General features: G+C 60.3%; 19 protein-coding genes. 4 read left to right on the top strand and 15 right to left on the bottom strand.

The window, feature by feature from the left end; all coding sequences use genetic code 11:
* Window positions 1-77 precede the first annotated feature (77 nt).
* From V8J85_RS05610 to V8J85_RS05655, 10 genes are all read right to left on the bottom strand, one after another.
* Entirely contained in the window at window positions 78-614 is a 537-nt protein-coding gene (locus tag V8J85_RS05610; protein ID WP_339952699.1) for a DsbE family thiol:disulfide interchange protein, read from the bottom strand.
* Entirely contained in the window at window positions 607-750 is a 144-nt protein-coding gene (gene ccmD / locus V8J85_RS05615; protein WP_339952700.1) for a heme exporter protein CcmD, read from the bottom strand. The genes V8J85_RS05610 and ccmD overlap by 8 nt, the downstream gene beginning before the upstream one ends.
* A complete protein-coding gene (locus V8J85_RS05620; protein ID WP_339952701.1) occupies window positions 743-1,471 on the bottom strand; it encodes a heme ABC transporter permease in 729 nt (242 codons plus the stop codon). The genes ccmD and V8J85_RS05620 overlap by 8 nt, the downstream gene beginning before the upstream one ends.
* A 40-nt stretch (window positions 1,472-1,511) precedes the next feature.
* Window positions 1,512-2,168: a heme exporter protein CcmB gene (gene ccmB, locus V8J85_RS05625; RefSeq protein ID WP_339952702.1), complete on the bottom strand. Its 657-nt coding sequence runs from the start codon at window positions 2,166-2,168 to the stop codon at window positions 1,512-1,514.
* Window positions 2,165-2,788: a heme ABC exporter ATP-binding protein CcmA gene (gene ccmA, locus V8J85_RS05630; RefSeq protein ID WP_339952703.1), complete on the bottom strand. Its 624-nt coding sequence runs from the start codon at window positions 2,786-2,788 to the stop codon at window positions 2,165-2,167. Before ccmA ends, ccmB begins: the two co-directional genes overlap by 4 nt.
* On the bottom strand, window positions 2,789-3,142 hold the full coding sequence (locus V8J85_RS05635; protein ID WP_339952704.1) for an Mth938-like domain-containing protein: 354 nt from the start codon (window positions 3,140-3,142) through the stop codon (window positions 2,789-2,791).
* Window positions 3,142-4,266, bottom strand: coding sequence for a protein translocase subunit SecF (gene secF, locus V8J85_RS05640; protein ID WP_445285884.1), 1,125 nt, complete (start codon window positions 4,264-4,266; stop codon window positions 3,142-3,144). Before secF ends, V8J85_RS05635 begins: the two co-directional genes overlap by 1 nt.
* A 76-nt stretch (window positions 4,267-4,342) precedes the next feature.
* Window positions 4,343-6,007, bottom strand: coding sequence for a protein translocase subunit SecD (gene secD, locus V8J85_RS05645; protein ID WP_339952706.1), 1,665 nt, complete (start codon window positions 6,005-6,007; stop codon window positions 4,343-4,345).
* Between the two features lie 4 nt (window positions 6,008-6,011).
* Window positions 6,012-6,293 (bottom strand): preprotein translocase subunit YajC, encoded by a 282-nt coding sequence (gene yajC, locus V8J85_RS05650; protein ID WP_339953071.1) that lies wholly within the window; start codon window positions 6,291-6,293, stop codon window positions 6,012-6,014.
* Between the two features lie 179 nt (window positions 6,294-6,472).
* A complete protein-coding gene (locus tag V8J85_RS05655) occupies window positions 6,473-7,465 on the bottom strand; it encodes a hypothetical protein (protein WP_339952707.1) in 993 nt (330 codons plus the stop codon).
* Window positions 7,466-7,631: 166 nt separating this feature from the next.
* On the opposite strand from V8J85_RS05655, the gene serS reads away from it, so the two are divergent.
* Window positions 7,632-8,924: a serine--tRNA ligase gene (gene serS / locus V8J85_RS05660; RefSeq protein WP_339952708.1), complete on the top strand. Its 1,293-nt coding sequence runs from the start codon at window positions 7,632-7,634 to the stop codon at window positions 8,922-8,924.
* On the opposite strand, the gene V8J85_RS05665 is transcribed toward serS, so the two are convergent.
* The gene (locus tag V8J85_RS05665; protein WP_339952709.1) at window positions 8,921-10,039 is read right to left on the bottom strand and encodes a DUF2235 domain-containing protein; all 1,119 of its coding nucleotides are present in this window, start codon (window positions 10,037-10,039) and stop codon (window positions 8,921-8,923) included. The two genes, serS and V8J85_RS05665, sit on opposite strands and share 4 nt — an antisense overlap.
* A 116-nt stretch (window positions 10,040-10,155) precedes the next feature.
* On the opposite strand from V8J85_RS05665, the gene V8J85_RS05670 reads away from it, so the two are divergent.
* Window positions 10,156-10,875 (top strand): hypothetical protein, encoded by a 720-nt coding sequence (locus tag V8J85_RS05670; protein WP_339952710.1) that lies wholly within the window; start codon window positions 10,156-10,158, stop codon window positions 10,873-10,875.
* On the opposite strand, the gene der is transcribed toward V8J85_RS05670, so the two are convergent.
* Genes der through V8J85_RS05685 form a run of 3 tightly spaced genes read right to left on the bottom strand, consistent with a single transcriptional unit; the run spans window position 10,853 to window position 14,337 of the window.
* Window positions 10,853-12,307 carry a ribosome biogenesis GTPase Der gene (gene der / locus V8J85_RS05675; protein ID WP_339952711.1) on the bottom strand — a complete coding sequence of 485 codons (1,455 nt, stop codon included), beginning with the start codon at window positions 12,305-12,307 and terminating at the stop codon, window positions 10,853-10,855. The two genes, V8J85_RS05670 and der, sit on opposite strands and share 23 nt — an antisense overlap.
* 48 nt (window positions 12,308-12,355) lie before the next feature.
* Window positions 12,356-13,651: a PQQ-binding-like beta-propeller repeat protein gene (locus V8J85_RS05680; protein ID WP_339952712.1), complete on the bottom strand. Its 1,296-nt coding sequence runs from the start codon at window positions 13,649-13,651 to the stop codon at window positions 12,356-12,358.
* Window positions 13,652-13,668: 17 nt separating this feature from the next.
* The gene (locus V8J85_RS05685) at window positions 13,669-14,337 is read right to left on the bottom strand and encodes a tetratricopeptide repeat protein (protein WP_339952713.1); all 669 of its coding nucleotides are present in this window, start codon (window positions 14,335-14,337) and stop codon (window positions 13,669-13,671) included.
* A 267-nt stretch (window positions 14,338-14,604) separates the two neighbouring features.
* On the opposite strand from V8J85_RS05685, the gene V8J85_RS05690 reads away from it, so the two are divergent.
* Window positions 14,605-15,852: an efflux RND transporter periplasmic adaptor subunit gene (locus V8J85_RS05690; RefSeq protein WP_339952714.1), complete on the top strand. Its 1,248-nt coding sequence runs from the start codon at window positions 14,605-14,607 to the stop codon at window positions 15,850-15,852.
* A complete protein-coding gene (locus V8J85_RS05695; RefSeq protein ID WP_339952715.1) occupies window positions 15,849-19,589 on the top strand; it encodes an efflux RND transporter permease subunit in 3,741 nt (1,246 codons plus the stop codon). The genes V8J85_RS05690 and V8J85_RS05695 overlap by 4 nt, the downstream gene beginning before the upstream one ends.
* 1 nt (window position 19,590) lies before the next feature.
* Here V8J85_RS05695 and V8J85_RS05700 read toward each other — a convergent pair whose 3' ends face one another.
* Complete coding sequence (locus V8J85_RS05700; RefSeq protein ID WP_339953072.1) at window positions 19,591-20,787, bottom strand: multidrug effflux MFS transporter; 1,197 nt, start codon at window positions 20,785-20,787, stop codon at window positions 19,591-19,593.
* Window positions 20,788-20,839: the final 52 nt, after the last annotated feature.

The following is a 20,839-nucleotide window of genomic DNA, read 5'->3' on the forward strand; positions in this document are numbered from 1 at the left end:
AATTGGCGCGATATGTCATGTAAAATGTGGGCTAAAAACAATCTTACTGTGATACTTGTCGGCTGAGCACACCATCTCTACTCCACTGCCTTGGCCAATTCCGGCAAAAACCGCTGCTCGTAATCCGACCCGACCAGCGGGCCGACGTACCGAAACAGCACCGTCCCGTCCCCATCCACGATGAATGTTTCTGGCGGCGCAGTCACGCCCCAGTCAATCGCTACCCTGCCCCGCAGATCAAACCCGGTGGCAAAGAAGGGGTCCTCATAATCCGCCAGATAGCTTGATGCCTGATCCTGCGCGTCTCGAAAATTCATGCCAGCCACGCGATAGCCCTGCGCCTCAAGGTCTAAAAGGTTCGGATGCTCCGCCCGGCAGGGCGGGCACCAGCTGGCCCAGAAATTGACAATGGTGATCTCGCCCGACCGCAGGTCGTCATCGGTCAACTGCACCGTCCCTTCGACCGCCTCGACAGGCACGGCTGGCGCTTGTTGGCCGACAAAGGTCGAAGGCAGCTCATCCGGATTGTCCCGCATCATCCCCGCCAGCGCGAGCCCGGCAAAGGCCGCGAAGATCGCAGGCGGCAGGATCATCAGGGGCGAGACCTTAGCCATGCTTCTCCACCCTCTCCAACGCCGCGCGGACACGGACATAGCGCCGCCAACTCAGGCCCACGATGGCCAACAAGAGCGCGAGACTGCCCGCATAGGCCAACAGGACCTCGACAGCGTATTCCCCCAAATCAGGCATGCTGCATCCTCATCTCCAGCGCGCGCATGCGGCGGGCGCGTATCTCGGTCCGTGTCCGCATCAGGACCAAGGCGACAAACAGCAAAACAAACCCCGCGATGCAGACCAGCAAAGGTATCCAGAACACATCCGCTACATTCTCCTCTGCGTCCAGCGACAGGGACGCCCCCTGATGCAGTCCTTGGTTCCAGAACAAGACGGCATAACGGGATAACACAGCAAAGATCGACCCAACCATGCACAGCACGCTGGTCAGGTCGGCGGCCGTATCCGGGTCTTCGATCGCTTCCCACAACGCCATGTAGCCCAGATAGAACAGGAACAGGATCAGGAACGACGTCAGGCGCGGATCCCACGCCCACCATGTCCCCCACATTGGTTGGCCCCAGACGGCGCCTGTGAACAGTGCGATCAGCGTCATCGTCACGCCCACCGGTGCTGCGGCCCGCGCGGCAAGGGCCGACACATGATGCCGTCGCACGACCCAGATCAGCGAGGCGACCAGCATCATGATCCACGCATTGATCGCCATCAGGGCGGCGGGCACGTGCAGGTAGATGATCTTGACGGTCGATCCTTGGCGGAAATCATCCGGCGTAAAGAAGAACCCCCAGATCAGACCAACGCCCAGGCACAACCCGGCCAGCCCGAATGTCCACGGCAAGACAGGCCGCGTCCATTCCATGAACTTTTTTGGGTTTGCATATTCCCACATCGACATGCTCGCTATCTAACCTCCCTGCCCGGGGCATCAATGGCCCTCATCGTAAATTGATGCGTAACACAGCCGCAGCGGCGAAGGGCATGATCGCGAATGTGCCTGCAGTGATCCCGCCAAGCAAGATCAGAGCACCGGTCGGGTCCAGCGCATCCGCACCACGCCGCGTCGCCTCGGCCCCAAAGATCAGGGTCGGCACATAAAGCGGCAGGACAAGGAGCGACAACAGCAGCCCCCCGCGCCGCAAGCCAATCGTCAATGCCGCGCCAAACGTGCCGATCATCGACAACGCTGGCGTACCGATCAACAGCGAGACCAGAAGGTAAAGGTAAGCCGAGGGCGCGAGGTTCAGCAAAAACCCCAGCACAGGGGCCGCCAGCGTCAGGGGCAGCCCGGTGGTGACCCAATGCGCCAGCGCCTTGATCAGCGCGACACCTTCCAGCGGCAGCGGCGCAGTGGCCAGCAGGGCCAGCGATCCGTCCTCATAATCCAGCGCAAAAATCCGGTCGAGAGAAAGTAAGGCCGCCAGCAATGCCGCCACCCAGAGGATGCCCGGCGCGATCCGGCCCAACAGCTCCGCATCCGGCCCAACGCCAAACGGCACCAGCACAACAACAATAAGGAAAAACGCGAGACCCAGCCCAAAGCCGCCGCCCGCGCGGATCGCCAACCGCAGGTCACGCATCAAGAGCGCGATCACAGAAATGCCTCGTCCGACCCGCCGCCCACATACGGGGCGGCCTTGAACGGAGTCAGGTCAAGCTCCGGCGCATCAAGATCAAGGTCGATATGGGTCGCGATTACGGCGATGCCGCCATCAGCCAGATGTCCACGCAGCCAATCAGCGAACAGCTTGACCGAAAAACGGTCGAGCGACACGGTCGGCTCATCCAGAAAAAGAACCTTTCGCCCTATCACCGCCAGACGGGCAAGGCCAAGGCGGCGTTTCTGACCAGCCGACAAGGTGCCCCCCAAACGGTCCTTCAGATCGGCCAGGTCAAACGCCCGCAGTACGTCCGATAAGGTGGGTGAAACCCACGCGCTGCCATACACGTTACCCCAAAATGCCAGGTTCTCCGTCACGCTCAGCGCGGCCTTGATCCCGTCCGCGTGGCTGGCATAGGCGCCCTGCTCTTCCGGGTATTCGACCAGCCCATGCAACGAAGGCTGCAACCCCGCCAATGTCCGCAACAATGTCGTCTTGCCCACGCCATTCGGGCCGCGCAAGATCAGCGCCTGACCTGCGCTGACCTCAAACCCGACCCCGCTTAACACCGGCATCCCGCCGCGTGCGCATGTCAGGTTGGACACTGTCAGCATTCAAACAGGGATCAGGGCCACGGCCACACGCCGCCCCTCAGAGAGCAGGATGTTGTAGGTGCGGCATGCGGCGGGAGAGGCCATCGGCTCCACCCCGATCCCCGCCGCCTCGCATATCGTGCGAAAATCGGTTGGCAAATGCGCGATTTCCGCCCCGGTGCCCACAAAGACGACGTCAAGATCGGCGACCTGATCAATAATGGTTTCCGTATCCGAGAACCCACCCCACGTGGTGACACCAGCAGGTGACACCATCACAGGCCCTTCAACCTTCTCGCCGCCGATCCGAAAGAACCCCGGCCCATAGCCGTCAATCGGCACGCTATCATCATATGCGATCTCGTTGAGGCGCATCAGTCAGTCGATTTCGCCTGCGCCTCGACCTCGGCATAACGGCCACCTGCGGAGGGATCCTTTTTCGACCAGTCGCGCTTGACCCCCAGCACCAGCAAGAGCGCCGAAGCCACGAAGATCGACGAATAGGTCCCGATGATCACACCCCAGATCATCGCGAAGACAAAGCCGCGGATAACGTCACCACCCAACACGAAAAGCGAAATCAACGCCAGCAAGGTGGTGACCGAGGTCATCAAGGTCCGGCTGAGCGTTTCGTTGATCGACAGGTTCAGCACCTCCTTGAGGTCCTTTTTCTTGTACTTACGCAGGTTCTCGCGCACGCGGTCGAACACGATCACCGTGTCGTTGATCGAATAGCCCACGATGGTCAGCAGAGCGGCGATAATGGCCAGGTCGAACTTGATCTGCAATTCCGAGAAAATCCCGATCGTCAGGATCACGTCGTGAGTCAGGGCCAGCACCGCGCCCACGGCGAACTGCCATTCGAAGCGCAGCCAGATATAGGCCAGGATCGCCAGAACCGCGAGGGCGACAGCGATGGCCGCCGTCTGGATCAACTCGCCAGAGACTTTCGGGCCGACCGACTCAACGGAGGGAAAAGAGATATTGTCGAACGAACGGCCGATTGAGGTAACTGTATTCGATGCCGTGATGGCCCTTTCGATCTGCTCGATTTGTTCCAACGTCGTGCCTGCGGGAACTGCCAAAGTGACGTCTCCCGTATTGTCGACGAGTGATACTGACGATAAAGCAGATTGCGCCGCATTCAGGACTGCATCCGACGATCCTGTTTCAAGATCAACTTCCAAGAAGGTCTGACTCTCTAACATCTCTGCCAAAGCGAACTGAATAGCTTGGATCGTCTCCGACGCGATCCGCTCATCGCCTTCCTGCGCCTGCACACGGACCATCGCGACGTTCTGGTTTTCGTCGAAATTCGGATCGAACACCTCCGTGATCGAGATATCGCCCAAACCCAATGGCTCTAAAGTCGACCGATAGGCGGCAACATCCACGGGCTGTTCCGATTGGGTCCGGACGCTCGTCCCACCCTGAAAATCGATCCCGAAATTCAGGCCCTGCACCAAGAAGAACCCGAAGGCCACGACCATCGCCACCATCGAGATACCCAGCCACAGCCGCGCCTTGGCGAAAAAGTCGATGTTCGTACCCTGTTTGACCAGTCTCAGACGCATATCAAACCTCGATTGTCTTGGGGCGGGTGCGCGAGAACCAGATCACGATCAGCGACCGGGTGACGAAAATCGCGGTGAAAACGGAGGTGACGATCCCAAAGCCCAGCGTCACGGCAAACCCACTGACCGGGCCGGATCCCATGGTGAACAGGATCACAGCCGTAATGAACGTCGTGATATTGGCATCGATGATTGATGACAACGCCTTTTCATAGCCCAATTCGATCGCGCGCGCCGGACCCTTGGCCGTTTTCAGCTCTTCGCGGATGCGCTCGAACACGATCACATTGGCGTCAACCGCCATCCCGATGGTCAGCACGATCCCGGCGATCCCCGGAAGGGTCAGGGTCGCGCCCACAATGCTGAGCAACCCGAAAATCAGCCCAACATTCACGATCAGCGCGATGTTCGCAAAAATGCCGAACAGGCCATAGCTCAGGAACATGTAAAGCAGGATCGCAATCCCCGCGACGATACAGGCGATCTGCCCCGCTTCGATCGAATCCTGCCCCAGTTCCGGGCCAATCGTCCGTTCCTCTAGGAAGGTCAGTTCAGCCGGCAAAGCACCCGAGCGCAGCAACACCGCGAGTTCGGTCGCCTCTTCGACGGTGAAGTTGCCTGTGATGATCCCCGACCCGCCTGGAATATGGCTTTGGATCGTGGGGGCCGAGATCACCTCGTCATCCAGCACGATGGCGAAGGGCGACCCGATATTCGACAGCGTGTAATCACCGAACGTGCGCGCAGCGGACGTGTTGAACCGAAACGCCACCGCGGGGCGGCCGTTCTGGTCGAAATCCAGCTGGGCATTCTCCAGATCCTCGCCCGTCACCACCGGACGGCGTTCGAGGATGTAAAACTGGTCGGTTCCATCGCGGGACGGGACAATGATATTACCGGTTCCCGCCTGTTCATCCGGACCACCGGCCACCCCACGCACGGGGTTGAATGTCAGTTGCGCCGTCGTGCCCAGAAGCGAGATAATCTCGTCTGCGGACCCGACACCCGGCACCTGCACCAGAATACGCTCCGCCCCCTGGCGTTGGATCGTTGGTTCGCGCGTGCCGACCTCATCGATCCGGCGGCGAATGATTTCAAGCGACTGCGCCATGGTCCGTTCGTTCATGGCCAGCATTTCGGCCTCGCTCAGCGTGATCGTCAGCAGCGTGCCGTTCAGGCGGACGTCGATATTGCTCGACGCGGCACCGGTAAAGGTCTGCACCGGACGTCCCAGCCCGCGGACCAGTTCAAACGCGCGGTTCGCGCCTTCGGGGTTCGAAATCCGCACGCGCAGTTCCGTTTCAGGTCCGTCTTCCTCGCGCGTGACGAACCCGATCGTATCCCGCTCCGCCGCGAGAGCATCCCGCACGCTGGGCCAAAACCCTTCCAGGAATGAGGCGTGCACGTCCGAGACCTGCACCTCGACCAGCAAATGCGCCCCGCCCCGCAGGTCAAGGCCGAGATTGACAAGGTTCGACGGCAGAAAATCCGGCCACAGGGCGGCATCCGCTTCCAATTCCGCGTTGGTCTGACCGCTTTCGATCAAGACCATCGCATCGTTATGCGTCTCGACCCGGCCATAAAAACCGTTGGGCATCGCAAATGTCAGGCCGACCAAAACGGTCAGCCAAATCATGATTTGCTTGGGCAGCGAAATGTTGAGCATCAGATCAGGTTTTCGCCGGTTCGGTTTTGTTGACGACGGTAGCGATGGTGGATTTCACGACGCGGATGTTGACGCCTTTGGCAATCTCGACCTCAACCTCGTTTTCGTCATCCTTGACCTTGACGATCTTGCCTTTCACACCGCCTTGGGTGATGATCTGATCCCCCCGACGCAATGCGGACAGCATAGTCTGATGATCCTTGATCTTCTTCTGTTGTGGCCGGATCAGCAGGAAATACATGATCCCGAAGATCACAAGCAATAAAATCAGATCGGCAGGTCTCATCATCCATCCCTATATTGTTTGGGCCGTCGCCAAAGTCGCGGCACATTATGTCCCGCGCTTTCCAATGGCAACACGGCTTTGAGGCCATATGGGGCCTGTCGCGACAATTCTCAATGACGAAATGAATAACGCAAAAGGGCCCGCATGTGCGGGCCCTTTGCTTCCATTACGCCAACGCCCTAGAAAAACGAGTCGACACCCTCATTCCTGTCATCAAAACGATCCTGTTCGAATGCGCTATCCACACGGATGCGAGAGCCGGTTTCAAAGCTGATGGTTGCCTGAACGCGAACCGCATCATCCCCATCCGCATTATAGCTGCCGACGTCCAGATCTATCCACGCACCGTCGACAACTTCGTAGCCGCCGCCAACTGCCAAAACGCTAAAGTCAGCACCACCATCTGTTGTCAGCGTTTCGTACGCAGCATTGGCACGGAATGCGTTGCCAAAATCATACGTCCCACGTGCGCCAAAGATGGTGTCATCGAACTCGGTGTCGCCGCGATAATACACGCGCCCAGCGATGTTTCTTTGATCGTAATCTGCGGCAAGATAATACTGAGCGCCATCAAATTCGCTGTCACGGATGAGCGTCGCAGAGAGCGTTACTGCCGGATTGATGCCGTAAGCACCATTCACGATCGTGCGCAGGTTATCTTCGTCAAAATCCAATTTGAGCAAGGTAACGCTAGCCTCAAACTGGTCGTCGACATACTGACCGAAAACCTCGTAACCATTCCGGTCAACGTCTTCCGCTGACAATCCGGTCAGCCCCGCACCGAATAAGATGCCGGGGCGGGCACCGTATCCAGCCCAAACGTCATAAAACGTGAAATTTTCCACATCGCCATCGTCCGTTAGGTCGGTGCTGAAATTACGCACCCCAGCGCCCAAGAAAATCTGGTCGAACGACATCTCGGCCTCACCTTGGAAAATACCAGTGATGAAATCACTGTCATCGAACGTGAAACTGTTCAGATCATAGCTCAGCCGTGCGTACTCCAAATTCTGTGCGGCAGCACCGGTGCCACAAATGGCGAGCGCGCTTGCAGACAAAAAATATTTCAACATGATAACTTCCTTTCGTGCATGCCGCGTCGTTGAGCGCTGAATGTGGAATTTACAAGGTCGATCGACCACAAAACTGCAACTGATGCGTGAATACCGCAATATGTGCACACCGTCCCCATCCCATAATTTCCCAATATCGCATCACCCGACAGCCCCCTGTGCCCGAAGAAAAGCCGACGCTTTGCCGACTGCATTTTTCCGGTTCACCCCGCCCCCCGGATCGGGCATATCAGCGCCACTTGAAATCAATCAAAGGATCGGACCAATGCATGATATCCGTACCATCCGCGACAATCCCGCTGCTTTTGATGCAGCCTTGTCTCGCCGTGGGATGGACGCGATGTCATCCAAAATCCTAGCCATAGACGAAGCACGGCGCAGCGCGATCCTTGCCGCCGAGACCGCGCAGGCCGAAGCGAACAAGGCTGCCAAAGAGGTCGGGGCTGCAAAGGGCCGCGGGGATGAGGCCGAGTTCGAACGGCTGCGCGCCTTGGTCGCTGAAAAGAAAGCGGAAATCGCCAAGCTGAACGATCAGGCCAAGGCCGAGGATACCCGTCTGAATGACCTGCTGATGGGTATCCCCAACCTACCGGCCGAAGACGTACCCGAAGGTGCGGATGAGGACGACAATGTCGAAATCCACCGTTTCGGCAACGTTCCCAACTTCAGCTTCGACCCGGTGGAACACTACGACATCCCCGGCATCCACCCCGGCATGGACTTTGAAACCGCAGCCAAACTGTCGGGCAGCCGCTTTGTCCTGATGTCCGGCGCCGTCGCCCGCCTGCACCGCGCGCTCGCGCAATTCATGCTTGATTTGCATGTAGAAGAGCATGGCCTGACCGAGACGATCACCCCCGTCCTCGTCCGCGAGGAAATGATGTATGGCACCGGGCAGTTGCCCAAGTTTGGGGAGGATAGCTATCAAACGACCAACGGCTGGTGGCTGATCCCGACGGCGGAGGTCACATTAACAAACATCGTTAATGGACTGACGATAGACGAAAATTACCTCCCACGCCGCTATGTGGCCCATACCCAATGCTTCCGGTCCGAAGCCGGGAGCGCGGGCCGCGACACGTCGGGCATGCTGCGCCAGCACCAGTTCGAAAAGGTCGAAATGGTCAGCGTCACGACCCCCGAGAGCAGTGCGGCCGAGCATGAGCGCATGACCAAATGCGCCGAGGCCGTGCTGGAAAAGCTGGGGCTGCCCTACCGGACCGTGATCCTCTGTACGGGTGATCTGGGCGCGGGCATGCGCAAGACGCACGATATCGAGGTCTGGTTGCCGGGGCAGAACAAATACCGCGAGATCGCCTCTATTTCGACCGCCGGCGATTATCAGGCCCGCCGCATGAACGCGCGGTACAAGCCCGAAGGCGGGGGTAAGCCGCAATTCGTGCACACGCTCAACGGCTCGGGCCTTGCCGTTGGCCGCACGCTGATCGCGGTCGTGGAAAACGGGCAGCAAGAGGACGGGTCGGTCGATCTGCCCACCGTCCTGCATCCTTATCTGCGCGGCAAAACGCGGATTACGCCAGACGGCGCGCTGGTCTAGGCCACACGTACAGGCGCTGTCGTCGATAGCAGCGCCTGTCGCACGCCATGGGCTGATCTGGGGTTGTAGCTGTCACCCAATAACTGCATCCGCTCCGCCACAGAGGCATGGTATTGTGTTGGGTCGGTTGGCCCAAGGCGCCACGCATAGAGCGGCCCATCGCGATGGGCCAGATGGGGAGAGTCCGCACGGGCATTTCCCGGCACATCTGGTAGCTTAATTTTTTCTTCCAACTGCAAGCCCAGATTGACCGCTCCGCGCACCACCCATTCCAACGGGAATGACACCAGTTCGCGCGTGCTTTTGCTGCCGCCAATGGTGCCGTGGTCCCCGATGAACCAAAGCTGCTGATAGGGGCGATCAGCGTCGGTCCGACCACCGTTGCGACGATCGAGATTGTCCCAACCCGTTGGCTCGAACAGTCTACGCTGTTCATCGAGCGCCAGCGCGTGACGGGCGTTTTTGACCATGCCCGACAGCTTCATGTCGTAGAATTGGTAGCGCCGGTTGAAAACTTTGGCGACGGGGCCAAGCAATGACACCGGCAGCCCCATCGCGCCCACAGTGTCCCAGACGCCGATATATTTGACATCGACGATACTTCCGGTCTCACCCCGCGCTCTCCAGTCATCCTCGGACGTCGCGATATGTGGCGACAGCGCCTGACGCTGGATCCACAGTGGGCCCTTGTCGATCTCGGGCGCTTGCCGCTTATACAGCTGCCATGCGCGGTTGAGCGTGAACGGGCTTTTGATCCGGTTCGCGGGCACGATCCCGCATTTGCGGATCATCCCACCCAGCGACCGCGCGGTATAGGCCCCGCGCGAAAAGCCGAAGATGTAAATCTCATCGTCCGGTTCATAATGCTGACACAGCTGCTGGTAGGCTTTCTTGACGTTTCGTCCGAGCCCCCAGCCAAAGGCCCCACCGCCCAGCTTATGCAGCAAGCCAATCAGGCCCTTCGTGATCGGGTTGGCTCCGACACCCGGAATGTAGATAACGACCTGATTTTCGCCGTCATTCAGGCAGGCGTCGCGTAGCTTGACGACGTTGGTTGGGATTTCGATAGTTGGCGAATTCCATGTGCCATCGCACAGGATAACAATGCGTTTCATGCTCAAATTCCTTCGTTAAATGCAAATAGAGTGCCAGAAATGGCGATTTTCGGCAAGTCTGCAAAACCGGACCTGTCGGGCTGGAACGGATTGCGCCGCGCCATAGTTACTTTTCCATGACCAATGCAAAAGCGATCCTGACCACCATTCTTACGCTCACCTTCGTGCTGTCCCCTATCGTCACTGACCCGTTCAGCGGCTTCCGTGCGGATCAGTTGCCAAACCCGCAGATCGAGCCGCCGGTGCAACCTGCAGGCTATGCCTTCACGATCTGGGGGCTGATTTATGCATGGCTGGTCATCTCGGCCGGGTTCGGCCTGTGGAAACGCGCGGATGCCGATGATTGGAACCGCGCCCGACTGCCCTTGATCATCAGTCTTGCTGTCGGGACACCATGGCTCGCCGTCGCGAATGCCAGCGCCGTCTGGGCGACGATCCTGATCTTCGTAATGGCAGCTGGCGCGATCGCCGCCTTGATCCGGTCACCGATGCGGGATGAGTGGTTTTTCCGCGTGCCTGTCGGTATCTACGCGGGCTGGCTGACGGCGGCGTCATTCGTGTCGCTTGGCAGCACAGCGGCAGGATACAGCCTTCTGACGGATCAAATCGGTTGGGCGTATCTTGGGATTAGCGGCGCCTTGGTTATCGGTCTTTATGTGACGTATTTGACGAACACCTTGGCCTATGCGCTGACGATTGTCTGGGCGCTCGTGGCGATCATCGTCGCGAATGGTGCTGATCCGTGGACTGTTTCAGCGCTGGCAGCGGTGGGGATCGTCGCGCTGCTGGCTTTTGCCGTGCCGCGCAAAGCGGTCAGCGCGAAGGTCCCTTCTTGAGGTGCTTCGACAAACGCGAGGGCTGCGAAGATTTTTTATCCTTGTACGGGTTCTTGTCCCCCTGATCGCGCAGATAAAGCCGCACAGGCGTACCAGGCATATCAAAATCCTCCCGTAACCCGTTGACCAGGTAGCGTTTGTAGCTTTCGGGCACATCCTGCGGATGCGAGGTCATGACCACAAATGCCGGAGGCCGCGTCTTCACCTGCGTGGCATAACGCATCTTGATCCGCTTGCCGCCCGGCGCGGGTGGCGGGTGCTGTTCCAGCATGCCGGTCAGCCACCGGTTCAGTTGGGCGGTGGTCACGCGGCGGTTCCAGACCTCATGCGCGCGCATGATGGCCTGATGCAGGCGATCAAGACCCTTGCCCGTCTTGGCCGAAACAGTGACAAGCGGCGCGCCGCGCAGTTGCGGCAAGAGCCGTTCGAAGGATTGGCGTAACTCGCGCAGCTTATCCTGCTTGGCCTCTTCCGCATCCCATTTATTGACGGCCACGACGACCGCCCGCCCTTCGCGTTCGGCCAGATCGGCGATGCGCAGGTCTTGCTGTTCGAACGGGATTTCGACGTCGAGCAGGACTACGACGACCTCGGCGAATTTCACGGCGCGGAGGCCGTCGGACACCGACAGCTTTTCGATCTTCTCCTGAACCTTCGCCTTTTTGCGCATGCCCGCCGTATCGAAAATACGCATGGGCACGTCGGCCCATTCTGTCTGGACCGAGATGGCGTCACGGGTGATTCCCGCCTCCGGACCGGTCAGCAGCCGTTCCTCACCGATGATCTTGTTGATCAATGTGGATTTGCCCGCATTGGGACGACCCACAACAGCAATCTGCAACGGCTTATCCCGCGTCGGCATCCGCGGGCCATCCTCATCATCGTCGCCCACATCGACATCCGTTTCAGGCGTGTCGGCGGCAGCACTCTCAGCCCGCGCATCGGCGATCGGGCGCAGGACATCGAGCAACTCACCCATGCCCTCGCCATGTTCGGCAGACATGCGGATCGGCTCGCCCAAGCCAAGGGAATAGGCCTCGAGGATCGACGCATCCGCCGCTTTCCCCTCGCCCTTATTGGCGGCAAGGATCACGTTCGCGTTCTTCTTGCGCAGGATATCGGCGAAAACCTCGTCCGCGGGCAACACCCCCGCCCGCGCGTCGATCATGAACAGGCACACATCGGCCATCTCGACGGCGCGTTCGGTCAGGCGGCGCATGCGCCCTTGCAGGCTGTCGTCGGTCGCCTCTTCAAGACCTGCGGAATCGATCACCGTGAACCGCAGATCGGCAATCCGCCCCTCGCCTTCGCGCAGGTCGCGCGTCACCCCGGGCTGGTCATCGACCAGCGCCAGTTTCTTGCCAACCAGCCGGTTAAACAACGTGGATTTGCCCACATTCGGGCGGCCCACGATGGCGAGGGTAAAGGTCATCTGAAGGCTCCTGCGCGTCTCAGACGGCGCGCATACACCATGTTGCGTTTAACGGAAAGCGTGCAATACGCCATCTGCGCTGACGACATAGAGCGTCTGCCCCGCGACAACCGGATGCGACGCCGCGCCCCCCGGCAGCGCGACGGCACCGGTCAGCGCGCCCGAGACCGGATCGAACTGCCGGATTTGCCCATCGGAGGACGCGACGATCAACCGCCCGCCCGCCAGAACCGGGCCGTAGTGGCCGATCACGCTGCGTTGCTGACGGCGGCGTTCGCCTTCGACATTGGGCAAATCAACCCGCCATACCGGATCGCCACTGGCTGCGTTCAATCGCACAAGCTGGTTGACGTCATTGACCAGATAAATGGCGCTACCCACCGGCCAAACGGGACTGATCGCTCCCTCACCGGCCGTCCAGAGCCGATCGCCTGTCGTGGTATCCAATGCAACGACCCGCCCGCCGAAATTGCCCACGTAGACGCGATCGCCGACGATGACAGGATCACCGGCGATATCGGTGATGACGGACGCAACGCGACCTAGCCGATCACCGGTCACCGCGCTCGACCATCGACGCAGCCCGCCCTGGGGGAACGTGCCCACAACCTCACCGGACGGGAATGGGAAGACGGCGATGTCGCCATTGACGGCGGGCGCCGCCCCGCTGCCGAAATTCGCAGTCGAGGGGTTGGCTGAGACCTGCCATTGAATACGGCCCGTCGCCACGTCCAGCGCCCAGGCGGTGCTGTCGCGGGCCACGACATAAACGAGGTTACCGGCGATCGTGGGCGGCGACATGGCAGGCGCGTCAAGGTCCTGCACCCACCGGATCGCGCCTGACGCCGCATCAAGCGCGGTCAGCTCGCCATAGCCCGTCGTGACGTAGACAACGCCACCCGCGACCGAGATACCACCGCCCGAGGCATCTTCGCGATTATCAAGCGACGGCGTGAGGCTGCGCGTCCAGGCCGTCTGACCTGCGGTTGTCGTCGCGGTGACAAGGCCGCGGGCGTCCAGCGTATAGACCACACCGCCCGCAACCACAGGATCTGCGGTGATCCGGGCACGGCGGCTATTGCCTTCGCCAATCGGGGCGACAAAGGCCGACGTCAATGCAGTACCAAGCGCGGGATGCGTGATTTTATGATCCGCATCGCCATTGCGATGGGTCCAATCGACGTTGGCGCGTTGCGCCGGAAGGGATACCGGCAGGGCACGGTTCACCAGAACGGGCTGTTCCCGGAGGTCAAACCGTTCGCCGGGCAGGATCACGTCTTCTTCACCACAGGCGGCCAAAAGGGCAAGCGCAAGCGTCGCGCCGAAAAATCTGCTGGCTGTCACGTCCGATCCCACCTTGGTTATTCGCCTTGCGGCGCTGTCTCTTCCTCGGGCAGCGGTTCGCCCAGAGCCACCATCAGGCTTTGTGCGCGCTGTCGCAAGCCCTGCGGTACAGCCGCATCCTCGATGATCATCCGCAGATTGGTCAGCGCCGTGTCGGTGTCGCCCGCCTCCAGATGGAGGTAGACGATCTGCTCCAGGGCGAGAAGACGAAACGGCTGACCAGGCTGCGCCTGCTGTTCCAGCGCCAGCATCGCGGCCTCTGCATCATCATTGGGCAGAATCGCCGCTTTGAACACGGCAAGGTCGCGGTAAATCTGCGGAGCGTCGCCATCGGCGGCAACGCCGGCAAGCGTCTCCGCAGCAGCCGCATAATCTTCGGCCCGTTCTTGCACACCGGCCGTCAGCAAAGCGACAACCGCAGCCGAATCCGGACCCGCCTCGATCTCGGCAAACGCTGTTGCCCGCGCCTCCCAACCTTCCAACTGCATTGCGGCCAGCAAGGCATCGCCGGTCGCTTCGGCCTCAGCCCGGGCCTGCGCCTTGGTGTATTCGTTCCATGCGGCCCAGCCAACGACGACGAAGACCAAAGCCACGGCGATCCAACCATAGCGGCGCAGGTAGCCGTACAGCTTGTCCCGCCGCATTTCTTCGGTGACTTCATCAATGAAACTGTCAGGGTTGCTCATTCAGGCCTCGTTCATCGCTTTGGGCGATCAATCATTTGCGCGTTCTTATCGTGAAGCCCATGGCAGGGACAAGGGGCCTGTGATTGCACAAATGCCAGCATCATGCGGCAGCGCAGAAAAGTGACCTTGCGTGACCCTTGCCAAACCTGTAAAGTGAACTGAATGGTTTAGTTCGAAAAGTGATCCGCGTTAGTGGTTGCATCGTAATCCTGAATATCTATGTAAAGCGTCATCACATTGCCGTGACGTCATGCGAAAGGCAAAATCATGAAGATCATTCCGGTCATTTCAGCGGTCGTTGTGCTTGCCGCCCTCTACTTCGCCGTGTTGGAGCGTGATCGCCTGATGGAGTTCGCCGGCGTGACCACGACGGACGCCGCTGACCCCGAAACCGACGCCGCTGCGGAAGAAACGCTGGCCGAAGAAAACGAAGCGCCTGCCCAAGGTGTCGGCGTCGTGGCCATTCGTTCGGTCGCGCAGACCATCGACAGCGCGGTGATCCTGCGGGGCCGGACCGAGGCTGCGCGTCAGGTGACCGTTGCAGCTGAAACATCCGGTCTCGTCATCTCGGAACCGTTGCGCAAGGGCGCGACGGTCGAAGCTGGACAGGAAATGTGCCGCCTTGATCCCGGAACGCGCGAAGCGTCGCTAGCCGAGGCGCGTGCCCGCCTGACCGAAGCGGAAGGGCGTGTCCCCGAGGCGCAGGCCGCCGTCGCAGAGGCCAACGCCCGCGTCCGCGAGGCCGAGATTAACCTTAACGCCGCCTCTCGCCTGTCGCAGGACGGCTTTGCGTCCGAAACAACGTTAGTCAGCGCGCAGGCCGCCATGGATGGCGCACAGGCCGGTGTGCAGCGAGCAAATTCGGGCATCAAATCAGCCGAAGCCGGGATTGAAGCGGCGCAAGCCGCCGTCGCTGCCGCCGAGCGTGAAATCGAACGCTTGACGATCGAAGCGCCCTTTGCCGGCCTGCTTGAAACCGATACGGCCGAGCTTGGCAGCCTGATGCAGCCCGGCACGCCATGCGCAACGATCATTCAGCTTGATCCGATCAAGCTGGTCGGCTTTGTTCCCGAAATCGATGTGCACAAGGTCAGCGTCGGCGCCGTCGCCGGTGCCCGTCTGACCAACGGCGACGAAGTACAGGGCACCGTGACGTTCCTGTCGCGCAGCGCAGATGAAACCACGCGCACTTTCCAGGTCGAGGTCACCGTCGCAAATGCCGATATGGCGATCAGCGATGGGCAGACCGCCGAAATTGTGATCGCATCGGACGGGCGCACCGCGCATCTGATCGCTCAATCCAGCCTCACGCTGGACGATGACGGCGTGCTTGGCGTCCGGACGATCGACGCAAACAACACGGCCGCTTTCATGCCGGTGACCCTGCTACGCGATACCGCCGAAGGTGTCTGGGTCACCGATCTGCCTGATGAGGTCGATATCATAACTGTCGGCCAGGAATTCGTCACCGACGGCGTGCGCGTCGCCCCGACCTTTGCGGAGGCAAAAGGATGACTGGTATCGTCGACTGGGCCGCGTCACGGGCGCGGATGGTTATGGCCTTTATCGGCCTGTCGCTGTTGGCGGGCGGCCTGGCCTATGTCGGACTGCCGAAAGAAGGCGAACCCGACATCGAGATCCCCGCGATCTTTGTCTCGGTCCCCTTCCCCGGCATATCCGCCGAGGATAGCGAAAGTCTGCTGGTCCGACCTATGGAAACGGAGCTGTCCGATCTCGACGGGTTGAAGACCATGTCGTCGACAGCCGCCGAAAGCTATGCCGGGGTGGCGCTTGAATTCGAATTCGGCTGGGACAAGACAAAAATCCTTGCTGATATCCGGTCGGCCATGAACGATGCCGAGGCACAGTTTCCCGCCGGTGCCGATCAGTATTCGATCAACGAAATCAACTTCTCGGAATTCCCGATCATCATCGTCAACCTGACGGGCGACGTTCCAGAACGCACCCTGATCCGCGTGGCCAAGGACCTGCAGGACCGGATCGAAGGTCTGGATGCGGTGCTCGAGGCCGGCCTGGCAGGCACCCGTGACGAAATGCTGGAGGTCGTGATCGACCCGCTTCGGCTGGAGGCGTACAACGTCACCGCCGGTGAGTTGATCAACGTCGTCACCAACAACAACCTGCTGATCGCCGCCGGTGAGGTGGAAACACCGCAGGGCACGTTCGCCGTCAAGATCCCGTCATCCTTTGACGAGGCGCAGGATATCTACAACCTGCCGGTAAAAACGAACGGCGACCGGGTCATCACGCTGGGCGACCTCGCCACGATCCGTCTGACCTTCGAAGACCGCGCAGGCACGGCCCGATTCAACGGCGTGAACACCGTTGCGCTGCAGGTGGTCAAGCGCAAGGGCTTCAACCTGATCGACACCAGCGCCCTGGTGAAAGAAGTCGTCGAAGAGGAACGGCAAAGCTGGTCGCCCGAATTGCAGGCCGCGATCGAGGTCGGCACGTCGAACGACCAGTCGCGCAACGTGGCTTCGATGGTCAGCCAGTTGGAAGGGTCGGTCCTGACCGCCATCGCGTTGGTGATGATCGTCGTGCTGGCGGCGCTGGGAACACGCCCTGCCCTGCTGGTCGGCTTTGCCATCCCGACATCGTTTCTGTTGTGTTTCGCCCTGCTTGCAGTGATGGACATCACGATCTCGAACATCGTCATGTTCGGTCTGATCCTCGCCGTGGGGATGCTGGTCGACGGGGCCATCGTCGTGGTCGAATACGCCGACAAGCGCATTCGCGAGGGCACAGGCCCGATGCATGCCTATGTCGAGGCGGCGCAGCGCATGTTCTGGCCCATCATCTCGTCCACGGCGACGACGCTATGCGCCTTTTTACCCATGCTGTTCTGGCCCGGTGTGCCCGGTCAGTTCATGGGCATGTTGCCGGTCACCCTGATCTTCGTCCTGTGTGCGTCACTTGTCGTCGCGCTGATCTATCTGCCGGTCATGGGCGGCGTGACCGGCCGGATGAGCCGCCTGTTCGGCAACGCATCCGACGGCCTGCGCGCCCGGCTGCCATGGGTGGTGTGCGCGCTACTGATCATCCCCGCGGGCATGATCGTGTTCACCGGCGCGATGCTGACCCTGAACCCCGGTTATCTGAGTGGTGAGGCCGTGCAAACCGACGGGCTTTTTGCGTCTCTTCCCGGTATGGCGCTGTTCCTTGTCGGCGCGTTCCTTTTGTCGATCACGATCGGCGCGGCCCGGCTGGAGCGTGAGAAAAAGCGGATCAGGGCTGGCTATCGCCGCACGCCTTTCGGGCGCATGATGCATTTCATCGTCGGCAACCCGATCATGCCCTTGGTGGCCGTTGGCGGCGTCGTCTTCACCGTGTTTTCGATCTTTGGCTATTACGGTGCCAACAACAATGGCGTCGAATTCTTCGTCGAATCCGAACCCGAACAGGCGATCATCTATGTGCAGGCGCGCGGCAACCTCAGCCTGGCCGAAAAAGACGATCTGCTGAAACAGGCCGAGGATATCGCCCTGGCCCAGCCCGGCGTTGACAGCGTCTTTTCGTTCGCGGGTGATGGCGGCCTCAATTCCAATACCGGCGGGGCCGAAGGGCCGGCGGATACGGTCGGGCAGGTCCAGCTGGAATTGATCCCATGGGAAGACCGGCCAACGGTGTCCGAACGCACGAGACTGCTGGGCTTCATTCCCTGGACAAGCACAAATGTCGATCCGGCATTCGACGGAGACTTTGTTCTTGCCAATCTCGATGCCGACTTGAAGACGATTCCAGGTATCCGGTTCGAGATCCTCAACCTCTCACGCGGTCCGGCTTCGGCCAAGCCGGTGCATCTACGTCTAAAAAGCGACAACTGGGAAGAACTGCGCGCGGCCACCGCCTTGGCACGTGAACAATTCGACCGGATGCCGGGCCTGATCACGATCGAGGACTCGCTCCCCTTGCCAGGGATCGACTGGCAAATCGACGTCGACGTCGAAAAGGCTGGCCGTTATGGCGCCGACGTCGCCAGCGTTGGCGCCATGGTGCAGATGGTCACGCGGGGCATCCTGCTAGATACGATGCGGGTGGACAGCTCGGACGAAGAAATCGAAATCCGCGTCCGTCTCCCCGATGAAGACCGGGTTCTGTCGACGCTCGACAGCCTCCGCGTGCGGACCAACCAGGGTCTTATCCCGCTGTCGAACTTCATCACCCGTACACCCGTCGCCAAGCTCGCGCAGATCGATCGCGTGGATCAGAAACGCTATTTCGACGTAAAGGCCGGTGTCGCCACGGGCCTGCTGACCCTGTCGACCAATGGCGAAGACGTGGCCATCGCGCGGATTGCCGACGACGCGGCGGAAGGCATGGCGCGTTATGACGTGGTGCAGGTGATGGACGGCACGACCATTGCCGCGCTGACCGACCTCGTCAATGATGGCGCGGTGACCGAGGCATTGATCAACCCCAACGAACGGATCACCGCCCTGACCGAATGGTTGGAGACGAACCCATTCCCCAACTCGATCAGTTGGGAATGGACCGGCGATCAAGAGGATCAGGCCGAGTCGCAGGCCTTCCTGCAGGTCGCATTCATGGGTGCGCTTGGGCTGATGTTCATCATCCTGCTGGCGCAGTTCAACAGCTTTTACAATGCCGTTCTGGTGCTGATGGCCGTTGTCATGTCCACCGCCGGGTCGCTGGTGGGGATGCTGGTGATGGATCAGCCCTTCTCGATCATCATGACCGGGACCGGGATCGTGGCGCTTGCCGGGATTGTGGTGAACAACAATATCATCCTGATCGATACCTATCAGGAATACAGCCAATACATGCCACGGACCGAGGCGATCACGCGCACGGCAGAGGCCCGTATTCGCCCCGTCCTCTTGACCACGATCACGACCATGGCCGGTCTGGCACCGATGATGTTCGGACTTAGTCTCGACTTTATGAACGGTGGTTATTCGCTCAACAGCCCGACCGCGCTGTGGTGGAAACAGCTTGCGACCGCCGTCGTATTTGGCCTTGGTATCGCGACCGTGCTGACGCTGGTCTTTACGCCGTCGATGCTGGCCGTGCGGGTCTGGGTCACGACCTATGTGAAGTGGTTCGCACAGCTTCTGGCGAAACTGTCCATGGGCCGCAGCAGCCGCGCGGCACGTGACTGGGCGCTTGCGAAACAGGCAAGCCGGGCAAAAATGCCCGACTTCATCTGGACCGAGGATGACGACACGCCGTCGCCTCTGGTGCTGAAACGGCCACTTGCGGCCGAATAGGTCACCCTTGAATCGCGCCCATTCCGGCGCGGTTCATCACCGCCAAGGTCCGCAGCGCCAACGCGAGCGCAAGACCGGCGCACAACGCAATCGCGGCGATCATCGGCACCGCCGTCCCGTCGAAAAACAGCCCTGTCACAGCCACCATCACGCCCCCTGTCAACATCTGCAGGGTGCCGCCAAGGCTGGAGGCCAGACCGGCAATTTCACCATGCGGGTCGAGGGCCATCACCATCGTCGTGGGAATGATCAGGCCAAGACAGGCATTGGCCAGAAACAACCCTGCCACGATGACCGGTAGCGTGCCGAAGCCAGCCAATGCGATCAAAAGCAAAAGCACAGAAAACCCGGCAAAGCCCAGAACGGCCCACCGGATCACCGGCAAGATTCCGTACCTCTCACCCAACGGGCCCGCCATTTGCGAGGCGGCAAAGAAACCGACTGCATTGATGGCGAAAGCCACGCTGAAACCTGTCGGACTTAACCCGAACTGGCCGGTATAAACGAACGACGCGCTGGCGATGAACACCATGAAGCTGGCGAAACCGAACCCGCCGATCAGGGTGAGACCCATAAACACAGGGTCACGCATCAGCACCTTTGTGCCACGCCACAGGTTGGCGACATTCACCGGCACGCGGTCTTTCACCGCCAGCGTTTCAGGCAATACGAAAGCGGTCATCAACAGGCTCAGCCCTGCAGCACCGCACAGCACCCAAAAGATCAAGCGCCAGTCGCCGATCGCAATCAGCCCGCTCCCCGCCAGCGGCGCGAGCATGGGCGACACCGAAATCACCAGCATCACCATCGCCATCAGCTTGGTCGCCGCCGTACCGGTATGCATGTCCCGGATCACGGCACGCGGGACAACCATCAGGACAGCGCCCCCAAATCCTTGGAAGGCGCGGAATGCGATCAGGCTTTCAATCGACCCGGCTATCGCACATCCCGCCGACGCCAGCACAAACACCGCCAACCCGGCATATAGCGGCACCTTTCGCCCCACCTGATCCGCCCACGGGCCATAAATCAGCTGGGCGATACCAAACGCGACAAAGTAGCTGATCAACGTCAACTGCACGGCTGCCACGTCAGCACCAAGACCGGCGGAAATCGCGGGCATGGCGGGCAGATACATATCGATCGCGAAGGGACCGACAGCAGAAAGAAGGCCCAGAACAAGGGCCGCGCGCAGCATGGACATGGGGAAACCTCGCAAACAAATGCTGGGACTTGTCCTAACGCCAAAT

Source organism: Yoonia sp. 2307UL14-13, assembly GCF_037572755.1.
Classification (GTDB): Bacteria; Pseudomonadota; Alphaproteobacteria; order Rhodobacterales; family Rhodobacteraceae; genus Yoonia.